Annotated in this window: 10 protein-coding genes and 1 tRNA gene; 5 read left to right on the plus strand and 6 right to left on the minus strand. The window is 69.6% G+C overall.

Annotated elements, in window-relative coordinates:
• Positions 1 to 188: 188 nt before the first annotated feature.
• Together proP and D3105_RS29665 are read left to right on the plus strand one after the other, a co-directional pair.
• Complete coding sequence (proP, locus tag D3105_RS29660) at positions 189 to 1,685, plus strand: glycine betaine/L-proline transporter ProP (RefSeq protein WP_118906015.1); 1,497 nt, start codon at positions 189 to 191, stop codon at positions 1,683 to 1,685.
• A gap of 82 nt (positions 1,686 to 1,767) precedes the next feature.
• Positions 1,768 to 1,852 (plus strand) — tRNA-Leu (locus D3105_RS29665).
• A gap of 56 nt (positions 1,853 to 1,908) precedes the next feature.
• Here D3105_RS29665 and rdgB read toward each other — a convergent pair.
• The 4 genes from rdgB to D3105_RS29685 form a co-directional block, all read right to left on the minus strand.
• Complete coding sequence (gene rdgB / locus D3105_RS29670; protein ID WP_118906016.1) at positions 1,909 to 2,511, minus strand: RdgB/HAM1 family non-canonical purine NTP pyrophosphatase; 603 nt, start codon at positions 2,509 to 2,511, stop codon at positions 1,909 to 1,911.
• 80 nt (positions 2,512 to 2,591) lie between these two features.
• On the minus strand, positions 2,592 to 2,981 hold the full coding sequence (locus tag D3105_RS29675; protein WP_118906017.1) for a hypothetical protein: 390 nt from the start codon (positions 2,979 to 2,981) through the stop codon (positions 2,592 to 2,594).
• Between the two features lie 124 nt (positions 2,982 to 3,105).
• Positions 3,106 to 3,843 carry a ribonuclease PH gene (gene rph / locus D3105_RS29680; RefSeq protein WP_006124866.1) on the minus strand — a complete coding sequence of 246 codons (738 nt, stop codon included), beginning with the start codon at positions 3,841 to 3,843 and terminating at the stop codon, positions 3,106 to 3,108.
• Positions 3,844 to 4,087: 244 nt separating this feature from the next.
• Entirely contained in the window at positions 4,088 to 4,321 is a 234-nt protein-coding gene (locus D3105_RS29685; RefSeq protein WP_003968866.1) for a glucose PTS transporter subunit EIIB, read from the minus strand.
• A gap of 219 nt (positions 4,322 to 4,540) precedes the next feature.
• Between D3105_RS29685 and D3105_RS29690 the strand changes: the two genes are divergently transcribed.
• Positions 4,541 to 5,800 carry a PTS transporter subunit EIIC gene (locus D3105_RS29690; RefSeq protein ID WP_118906018.1) on the plus strand — a complete coding sequence of 420 codons (1,260 nt, stop codon included), beginning with the start codon at positions 4,541 to 4,543 and terminating at the stop codon, positions 5,798 to 5,800.
• A gap of 262 nt (positions 5,801 to 6,062) precedes the next feature.
• Positions 6,063 to 7,328, plus strand: a complete 1,266-nt coding sequence (locus D3105_RS29695) for a PTS transporter subunit EIIC (RefSeq protein ID WP_032774952.1) — start codon at positions 6,063 to 6,065, stop codon at positions 7,326 to 7,328.
• Positions 7,329 to 7,415: 87 nt separating this feature from the next.
• On the opposite strand, the gene D3105_RS29700 is transcribed toward D3105_RS29695, so the two are convergent.
• Complete coding sequence (locus D3105_RS29700; protein WP_118906019.1) at positions 7,416 to 7,913, minus strand: GNAT family N-acetyltransferase; 498 nt, start codon at positions 7,911 to 7,913, stop codon at positions 7,416 to 7,418.
• Positions 7,914 to 7,960: 47 nt separating this feature from the next.
• Positions 7,961 to 8,713 (minus strand): MBL fold metallo-hydrolase, encoded by a 753-nt coding sequence (locus tag D3105_RS29705; RefSeq protein ID WP_118906020.1) that lies wholly within the window; start codon positions 8,711 to 8,713, stop codon positions 7,961 to 7,963.
• A 238-nt stretch (positions 8,714 to 8,951) separates the two neighbouring features.
• On the opposite strand from D3105_RS29705, the gene D3105_RS29710 reads away from it, so the two are divergent.
• Positions 8,952 to 9,435, plus strand: a 484-nt coding sequence (locus tag D3105_RS29710) for a type II toxin-antitoxin system PemK/MazF family toxin (protein ID WP_133305723.1), incomplete at its 3' end; no start/stop codon positions are given.

Raw genomic sequence — 9,435 nt, forward strand, 5'->3', positions numbered from 1 at the left:
CGCAAACCGACTTCATGGGTCGATGCGATCCCCCTCACACGATCACGCCCCCTCCCCGGCCACGGAACGCGCCACGGTGTGTCGAGATCGTGTGAGGGAGATCGCATCGACCCATGAAGTCGGTTTGCGGCCGTCAACTCTGCGCAGAAGCCTTTCCTGGAACACCCTTCGAGGAAAGGACCCCCGCCATGGCGGCCCCGGACCCCCAGCAGGCGGCCGACCCAGCAGCGGTCAAACGCCACCCCGCGCTCTTCCGGGCCATCCGGAAGCGCCGGAATCCGCGACTGCGCCGGACGGACATCACGGTCACGGACGACGCCGCGGTGAAGCGGGCCGTGAAGGCGGCCTCCCTGGGTAACGCCATGGAGTGGTTCGACTTCGGGATCTACTCCTACCTGGCCGTGACCATCGGCCACGTCTTCTTCCCGTCCGGGAACGACACCACCCAGCTGCTGTCCTCCTTCGCGACCTTCGCGGTGGCCTTCCTCGTACGGCCGCTCGGCGGGATGTTCTTCGGCCCGATGGGAGACAAGGTCGGCCGCAAGAAGGTCCTCGCGCTGACGATGATCCTGATGGCGGTCGGCACGTTCGCGATCGGCCTGATCCCCTCGCACGACACGATCGGTGTCTGGGCCGCGGTCCTGCTGATCTTCTTCCGGATGCTCCAGGGCTTCTCGACGGGCGGTGAGTACGGCGGCGCGTCGACGTTCATCGCGGAGTACGCCCCCGACAAACGGCGCGGCTTCTTCGGCAGCTTCCTGGAGTTCGGCACCCTGGCGGGCTACGTCGGCGCGGCGGGCCTGGTAACAGCCCTGTACGCGCTCCTCAACGACGCCCAGATGGAGGCCTGGGGGTGGAGGATCCCGTTCCTCGTCGCGGGCCCGCTGGGCCTGGTCGGCCTCTACCTGCGACTGAAGCTGGACGAGACCCCGGCCTTCCAGAAGCTGGAGGGCGGCACCGCGCACGCGAGCGAGGCGGCGGACGGCGTCGAGGCCACGGCCAAGGGCGACCTGGCGAAGATCTTCCGCCAGTACTGGCCGACGCTGATCCTGTGCATCTGCCTGGTCGGCGCGTACAACATCACCGACTACATGCTGCTGTCGTACATGCCGACGTACCTCTCCGACGAGCTGGGCTACAGCGAGACGCACGGGCTGCTGATCCTGCTGGCGGTGATGGTGTTCCTGATGACGATCATCGCCCAGATCGGCAAGCTCTCCGACCGGTTCGGCCGCAAGCCGCTGCTGATGACCGGAATGCTGGGCTTCCTCTTCCTCTCCCTCCCCGCCTTCCTCCTCATCCGGGTCGACGGCATCCTCCCGATCACGATCGGCATGCTGATGCTGGGCCTCTCGCTGGTCTGCATGCTCGGCACGATGTCGGCTGCCCTCCCGGCCCTGTTCCCGACGAACGTCCGCTACGGCTCCCTGTCGGTCGGCTACAACCTCTCCGCGTCGATCTTCGGCGGCACGACCCCGCTGGTGATCACGGCCCTGATCAGCTGGACCGGCTCCAACCTGATGCCGGCGTACTACGCGATGGCGGCGGCCCTGATCGGCGTGATCGCGGTGGCCTGCATGAAGGAGACGGCCCAGCAGCCGCTGATCGGCTCCCCGCCGTCGGTGGAGACGGACGAGGAGGCGGCGGAACTGGTCCAGGCGCAGGCGCCGGATCCGAAGTTCTGAGGGCTGCTGTTCCGATACGTCCCGCGCCAGGAAATCTCATGCCGCCTCAGCCATCCGGCCCGGTACGATGACATGCGTCTGGGCGGCGGTGGTGCAACTGGCGACACAGCAGACTTAGGATCTGTGGCCCGTGAAACGGCTTGAGGGTTCGAATCCCTTCCGCCGCACCGAGAACGGCCTGCGCATCGAAGCACTGATGCGCAGGCCGTTTCCCGTCTCCGGCTTAGCCCACCAACTCCCGCACCACCGGCACCAACGCCCGGAACGCCTTCCCCCGGTGGCTGATCGCGTTCTTCTCCGCCGGGGTCAGCTCCGCGCACGTACGGGTCTCACCCTCCGGCTGGAGGATCGGGTCGTAGCCGAAGCCGTTGGTGCCCGACGGGGTGTGGCGGAGGATGCCGTTCAGGCGGCCCTCGACCACGCGTTCCGCGCCGTCGGGGAGGGCCAGGGCTGCCGCGCAGGCGAAATAGGCGCCGCGGTGGGGGGTGTCGATGTCGCCGAGCTGGGCCAGGAGCAGGTTCAGGTTGGCCTCGTCGTCGCCGTGGGTGCCGGACCAGCGGGCCGAGAAGATGCCGGGGGCGCCGCCGAGGACGTCCACGCAGAGGCCGGAGTCGTCCGCGACGGCCGGGAGGCCCGTGGCGCGGGCCAGGGCGTGGGCCTTGAGGAGCGCGTTCTCGGCGAAGGTGACGCCGGTCTCCTTGACGTCGGGGATGTCGGGGTAGGCGTCCGCGCCGACGAGGTCGAGGTCGAGTCCCGCGTCGGCGAGGATGGCGTGGAGTTCGGTGATTTTCCCGGCGTTGCGGGTGGCGAGGATCAGGCGCTTCATGGGGCGATTATCGCCGGGCCGGTGCTCCGGTCGGCGATCGTCTCCGGGCCGGGGCTTCCGCCGGCCCGGGGCCGCTCGACCTACGGGCTGCAGACCTTGCCGATCTCCGTCGCCGCGTCCGTCACCGGCGTGATGTCGGGGGTGGCGTCGCCCGCCTCGATGGACGTGCGGACCTCCGTGACGCCCTTCTGGAGGTCGTCGACGGCCTTGGAGAGGTCGGCGTTGTCCGTGGTGTCGTCGAGCTTCTTCAGCTCGCGGTCGATCTCGTCCAGGGACTCGGAGGCCTGGGTGATGTCCTCGGAGGCGTTGGAGACGGCCTGCTGGAGCTTGCTGACGCTGGTGGCGATGGCGTCGGCGGTGCGGACGCAGTCGAGCGCCTTGTCGAGGCCGGCGCAGCCCACCGCGGTGGTCAGCGTCAGCAGGGCGGCGGCAGTGGCGAATGCGATACGTCGGTGGCGGCGCGAAGCCATGGTGCGGGTCCCTCCCCGGGGGTCGGTACGTGGACGGACGCACGGTTCGACCCGTGCGCCCGTATCCGTAACGACGCTCTGTGGTGCGTATTTGGTTGCTTCTTTACCCGGGGAGGGCGAGTCGCTACGCGTTCCGCGTGGTTGCGAGTGCGTCACGCTGGAGTGCGGCGAGGTCGACGCAGCCCGCGGTGGCGAGGTCCAGGAGGGAGCCCAGCTCCTTGCGGTCGAAGGGGGCGCCCTCGGCGGTGCCCTGGACCTCGACGAAGCGGCCGTCGCCCGTGCAGACGACGTTCATGTCGGTCTCGGCGCGGACGTCCTCCTCGTAGCAGAGGTCGAGGAGCGGGGTGCCGTCGACGATGCCGACACTGATGGCGGCGACGGTGTCGGTGAGCGGCTTGCGGCCGGCCTTGACGATCTTCTTGCCCTGGGCCCAGGTGACCGCGTCGGCGAGGGCGACGTACGCGCCGGTGATGGCGGCGGTACGGGTGCCTCCGTCGGCCTGGAGGACGTCGCAGTCCAGGACGATGGTGTTCTCGCCGAGGGCCTTGTAGTCGATGACGGCGCGCAGGGAGCGGCCGATCAGGCGGCTGATCTCGTGGGTGCGGCCACCGATCTTGCCGCGTACGGCTTCGCGGTCGCCGCGGGTGTTGGTGGAGCGGGGCAGCATGGAGTATTCGGCGGTGACCCAGCCTTCGCCGCTGCCCTTGCGCCAGCGCGGGACGCCTTCGGTGACCGAGGCGGTGCAGAAGACTTTGGTGTCGCCGAAGGAGATGAGGACTGAGCCTTCGGCGTGCTTGCTCCAGCCGCGTTCGATGGTGACGGGGCGGAGCTGTTCGGGGGTGCGGCCGTCGATGCGAGACATGGGCCCGACTGTATCCGTTGGCGGGGGTGGCTCCGTTCGGGTGCGGTGGACCCGGGTGACGGACGCGTCCCGGTGCGCGTTCGGGTGCGGTGGACCGGTGACGGCCGCGGTGGGCGTGGGTGTGGGCGTGGGCGACGCCGTACGCGTACGCGGCAGGCCCCGTCCCCTGCGGTGGGGTACGGGGCCTGCGGGTGCGGGCGCCTCGCGGAGGCGGGGCCGCGGGGTCCGGCGTGGGGTCAGCCGGTCACATCATGTCTTCGATGTCGGCGGCGATGGGGTCCGCGTCGGTGCCGATGACGACCTGGATCGCGGTGCCCATCTTGACGACGCCGTGGGCGCCGGCGGCCTTGAGCGCGGCCTCGTCGACCTTCTCGGGGTCGTGGACCTCGGTGCGGAGGCGGGTGATGCAGCCTTCGATCTCGTCGATGTTGTCGATGCCGCCGAGCCCGGCGACGATCTTCTCAGCCTTGGTGGCCATGTCCTTCTCCCTGTTTCACGCGCAGACGGCCGCCCGCTGCGGGTCCGTTTCGTCACGGTAACGCACGGTTGGCCCAACTTCGCGGGCGGGTAACCGGACGATCCCGAAAGATGACGATCACCGGTCCCCTGCCTTCAGGGCGGGGCTCGGGCCGTGACGCAACTGGTCTACACCAGTTTGCAACGACCGCCAAACGCGAAGTGTTCCGGGAGGACGCCCATGAGTGCGAGCGCCGCTGCGGCATCGCAGCAGAAATGGTGGAACGGACCGGTCCAGGGCCTCCAGAAGGTCGGGCGGAGCCTTCAGCTCCCGGTGGCGGTCCTCCCCGCCGCCGGCCTCCTCGTCAGCCTCGGCAACCTGTTCAGCTCCTACCTGGACGGCGCGTTCTGGGACAAGACCTCCAAGGTGCTGCTCAACGGCGGCGGTGCGATCCTCGACGGCGAGCTCGGCCTGCCCCTGCTGTTCTGTATCGGCGTCGCCATCGGCTTCGCGAAGAAGGCGGACGGGTCCACCGCACTGGCGGCGGTCGTCGGCTTCCTCGTCTACCGGGGAGTGCTGACCGCCTTCCCCATCGACGGCACCGTGACCGACGAGTTGCCGGACGGCGAGCCGCAGAACCCGGGCGTGCTCGGCGGCATCCTGATCGGGCTGCTGACCGCCGTCGTCTGGCAGCGCTACCACCGCACCAAGCTGGTCGACTGGCTCGGCTTCTTCAACGGGCGCCGCCTGGTGCCGATCCTGATGGCGTTCCTCTGCGTGATCCTCGGCGTCCTGTTCGGGCTGCTGTGGCAGCCGGTGGGCGACGGGCTGACCTGGTTCTCCAAGCAGCTGATCGACCTCGGCTCCTGGGGCGCGGCGATCTTCGGCTTCGCGAACCGGCTGCTGATCCCGATCGGCATGCACCAGTTCCTGAACACGTTCTTCTGGTTCCAGGCGGGCGAGTACACCGGAACGGACGGCCAGACCGTGCAGGGCGACATCTCCCGGTTCTTCGCCGGGGACCCGTCGGCCGGCCAGTTCACCTCGGGCTTCTTCCCGATCATGATGTTCGGTCTGCCCGCCGCGGCCCTGGCCATCACCCACTGCGCGCGACCCGAGCGCCGCAAGGAGGTCGGGGGCCTGATGGTCTCGGTGGCGCTGACGTCGTTCGTCACGGGCGTGACCGAGCCGATCGAGTTCTCGTTCATGTTCGTCGCGCCGCTGCTGTACGGCGTGCACGCGGTGCTCACCGGGGCGTCCATGGGCATCACCTGGCTGCTGGGGGTGCATGCGGGGTTCAGCTTCTCGGCCGGGTTGATCGACTACGTCGTCAACTGGCATCTGGATACGAAACCCTGGCTGATCATCCCGATCGGCGCGTGCTTCGCCGTGATCTATTACGTGATCTTCCGCTTCGCGATCACCAAGTTCGACCTCAAGACACCGGGGCGCGAACCCGAGGAGATCGAGAAGGAGATCGAGAAGGATCTGACGAAGTAGCAGCACACCGGGGCTCTGCCCCCGACCCTTCAAGGCCCTCGGACCGCCCGGTCCGGGGGCCTTCGCCATGTCACCGAACGTATCGCGTCTGCTACTGCGAATGAGATGGGGAATTGAAGGTTCCTTATCTAACCCTCACCGTGCTAAAACTGGTCTACACCACTGAGTGGTCCAGACCACGGCGCTCTGCCGCAGGGTCTGTCGAGTCGCCGCCTCCCCGCATCAACGACCTGGGCGGCACCGTGTCCCATGGAGGAAGTTGATGACCACGGCTGAGACCGCACCCGCGGCCGAGAAGAAGAAGGGCGCCGGCGCGATGGCCGTCATGCAGCGCATCGGCCGCAGCCTCATGCTGCCGGTCGCCGTGCTGCCGGCCGCCGCGCTCCTGGTCCGCCTCGGCAACGGGGACATGCTGGGCCGCGACTCGTTCCCGACCGTCGTCACCAAGCTGGCCGGATACATGGCCGCCGGCGGTGGCGCGATCCTCGACAACATGGCGCTGCTGTTCGCCGTCGGCATCGCGATCGGCTTCGCGAAGAAGTCGGACGGCTCCACCGCGCTGGCCGCCGTCACCGGCTACCTGGTCTTCCAGAAGGTGCTCGCCACCTTCACCGACAGCAACCTGCCGCAGGTCGCCAGCGTCGTCGACGGCAAGATCGTCATGAACGACGCCCCGGTCAACGCCGGTGTCCTCGGCGGTGTCGTGATGGGCATCATCGTCGCCCTGATCTACCAGAAGTTCTACCGGACCAAGCTGCCCGACTGGGCGGGCTTCTTCAGCGGCCGCCGCCTGGTCCCGATCCTCTCCGCCTTCGCGGGGCTCGTCGTCGGTATCGTCTTCGGTCTGATCTGGCCGGTCCTCGGCGCCGGTCTGCACAACTTCGGTGAGTGGCTGGTCGGCTCGGGCGCGGTCGGCGCGGGCATCTTCGGTGTCGCCAACCGTGCGCTGATCCCGGTCGGCATGCACCACCTGCTGAACTCCTTCCCGTGGTTCCAGGCGGGCGAGTACAACGGCGCCCACGGCGACATCGCCCGCTTCCTCGCCGGTGACCCGGACGCCGGACAGTTCATGACCGGCTTCTTCCCGATCATGATGTTCGCCCTCCCGGCGGCCTGCCTCGCGATCGTCCACTGCGCCCGCCCCGAGCGCCGCAAGGTCGTCGGCGGCATGATGTTCTCCCTCGCGCTGACCTCGTTCGTCACCGGTGTGACCGAGCCGATCGAGTTCACGTTCATGTTCATCGCCCCGGTGCTGTACGCGATCCACGCGGTGCTGACCGGTGTGTCGATGGCCCTGACCTGGGCGCTCGGCATGAAGGACGGCTTCGGCTTCTCGGCCGGTCTGGTCGACTTCCTGCTGAACCTGGGCATCGCGTCGAAGCCCTGGATGCTGGTCCTGGTCGGCCTCTGCTTCGCGGTGATCTACTACGTGGTCTTCCGCTTCGCGATCATCAAGTTCAACCTCCCGACGCCGGGCCGGGAGTCGGACGAGGAGCTCGCCGAGCTCCAGAAGGCCGAGGCGAAGTAGCCCCGCCGCTTCCGTCATACCGAAGCCCCCGCCACCGAGATGTTCTTCGGGTGGCGGGGGCTTCGGCCTGTCCGCCGTGCGGTCGCGTCACGCCGGACGTACGGGAACGGGCACGTCCAGCCGGTAGATCTGGCGGGAGCCGCCCTCCGGGCCGGGGTCGGTGGGCTCGCCGGGCAGGAAGCCGAGCTTCTCGTAGAAGGCCCGGGCCCCGCTCTCCACCGCCCCCGGGTGGTCGGGCCCGAAGGTGACCACCTCGACGGTGCCGGGCCCACTGACGTACCGGAGCATCGCCTCCGCCATCAGCCGCCGGCCCACGCCCGCGCCCCGGCAGTGTGCGGCGGTGACGAGCCAGTGCACGTGGTACGTGGGCGGGTCGGCGCCGAACAGCAGGCCGCCGACCGGGGCGGAGGGGGTGGCGGGCTCCGTCGTCTCGGCGATCAGCGCCGCCCCGGTACGGATGTGGGCCTCCACCGCCCGGTGGAAACCCGGTTCCTCGACCATGGGGCCGAACCAGTGCTCGACCTGCGCGGCCAAGGTCAGGAAGCCGTCGAGGTCGCCGTCCCGGGCGGGTCTGATCGTGATCATCCGGGCAGTCTCGCAGGGCGGCCCGCCCCGGGAAGCGGCCGCGAGTCTCAGAGCTGGTACACCGCTCCCGGGACCGCCAGCTCCACCGGGCCCGGGTAGGCCGCGCGGGCGTCGGCGGCGTTGCGGTCGGCGTCGGTCCACGGCGGGATGTGGGTCAGGACGAGCCGGTGCGCTCCGGCGCGGGCCGCCGCCTCGCCGGCCTCGCGGCCGTTGAGGTGCAGGTCGGGGATGTCCTCCTTGCCGTCGACGAACGACGCCTCGCAGAGGAAGAGGTCCACGTCCCGGGCCAGGTCCTCCAGCGCCTCGCAGGTCCCCGTGTCGCCGGAGTAGGCGAGGGAGGAGCCGCCGTGCTCGACCCGGATGCCGAAGGTGTCGACGGGGTGGCAGAGCTTCTCCGTACGGACCGAGAACGGGCCGATCTCGAAGGACCCCGGCTTGAGGGTGTGGAAGTCGAATACCTCGCTCATCGCCCGGTCGGAGGGGGTGTCGCCGTGGGCGGCGGTCAGCCGCTGCTCGGTGCCCTCGGGGCCGTAGACCGGGAGGGGGCGGGGGCGGTCGCCGCCGTGGGGGTAGTAGCGCACGACGAAGTACGCGCACATGTCGATGCAGTGGTCGGCGTGCAGATGGCTGAGGAAGATCGCGTCGAGGTCGTAGAGACCGACGTGGCGCTGCAGCTCTCCGAGGGCGCCGTTGCCCATGTCGAGGAGCAGCCGGAAGCCGTCGGCCTCTACGAGGTAGCTCGAGCATGCCGAACCCTTGGACGGGAACGAGCCGGAGCAGCCGACGACGGTGAGCTTCATGGAGCGTGAACCTCCGGGGCGCGGGAACGGGGAGGGTTCGTGCGAGTCCGCCGGAGCCTGGTGTCGGTTCCTGCGGGATCGGTTTTGCGGTTCGTCGAGCGTAAGGCGCGAAACTCCACGTCGCTCCTCCGCTGCCCTCCGTTGTGGGGGAACTCACCTGCTCTGTCACCGGTTCGATGGAAGCGCGCCCACGGTGCGGGCCTCGGAGGCGCTCTTCGCCCGCCGGTACGGTCGGGGGATGAACACGTTCTGGTGGGTGGCGCTGGTCGCCGTGGTTCTGCTCGCGCTCGTCGCCGCGGTGGTGGACGGGCGGGGGCGCTCGGACCGGGGGCCGCGGTCCCGGCGGCCCGGTCGGACGGGGCGGCCGGGGCAGCCGGTGGGGTCGACCCGGCCGCCGTCCCGGCCTTCGCGGCCGTCGCCGTCGCGGCCTTCGCGGCCGGACGGGCGGGTGCCGCGGGCGGGCGAGGTGTGGTGGGCCGATGTGCCGTACGAGGACGGGCCCGGGTCGAAGGACCGGCCGTGTCTGGTGATCTCGGTACGGGGGCGGGGCCGGGGGCGTACGGCGCTGGTCGCGAAGATCACCAGCAAGCATCACGAGGAGCGGCCGGGGGTGATCGCGTTGCCGGCCGGGACGGTCGGGGACCGGCGGGGGCGGCAGAGCTTCCTGGAGACGGATGAGCTGCGGGAGGTGCGGGTCGCCTCGTTCCGGCGGCGGGTGGGGG

Source organism: Streptomyces globisporus (assembly GCF_003501885.1).
Lineage (GTDB): Bacteria > Actinomycetota > Actinomycetes > Streptomycetales > Streptomycetaceae > Streptomyces > Streptomyces globisporus_D.

Excerpts from the sequence above, each read along its gene's own strand:
- D3105_RS29700 (WP_118906019.1), bottom strand. The coding sequence starts at position 7,913 with ATGATCACGATCAGACCCGCCCGGGACGGCGACCTCGACGGCTTCCTG.
- D3105_RS29705 (WP_118906020.1), bottom strand. The coding sequence starts at position 8,713 with ATGAAGCTCACCGTCGTCGGCTGCTCCGGCTCGTTCCCGTCCAAGGGT.
- proP (WP_118906015.1), top strand. The coding sequence starts at position 189 with ATGGCGGCCCCGGACCCCCAGCAGGCGGCCGACCCAGCAGCGGTCAAA.
- D3105_RS29695 (WP_032774952.1), top strand. The coding sequence starts at position 6,063 with ATGACCACGGCTGAGACCGCACCCGCGGCCGAGAAGAAGAAGGGCGCC.
- D3105_RS29675 (WP_118906017.1), bottom strand. The coding sequence starts at position 2,981 with ATGGCTTCGCGCCGCCACCGACGTATCGCATTCGCCACTGCCGCCGCC.
- D3105_RS29690 (WP_118906018.1), top strand. The coding sequence starts at position 4,541 with ATGAGTGCGAGCGCCGCTGCGGCATCGCAGCAGAAATGGTGGAACGGA.
- rph (WP_006124866.1), bottom strand. The coding sequence starts at position 3,843 with ATGTCTCGCATCGACGGCCGCACCCCCGAACAGCTCCGCCCCGTCACC.
- rdgB (WP_118906016.1), bottom strand. The coding sequence starts at position 2,511 with ATGAAGCGCCTGATCCTCGCCACCCGCAACGCCGGGAAAATCACCGAA.
- D3105_RS29685 (WP_003968866.1), bottom strand. The coding sequence starts at position 4,321 with ATGGCCACCAAGGCTGAGAAGATCGTCGCCGGGCTCGGCGGCATCGAC.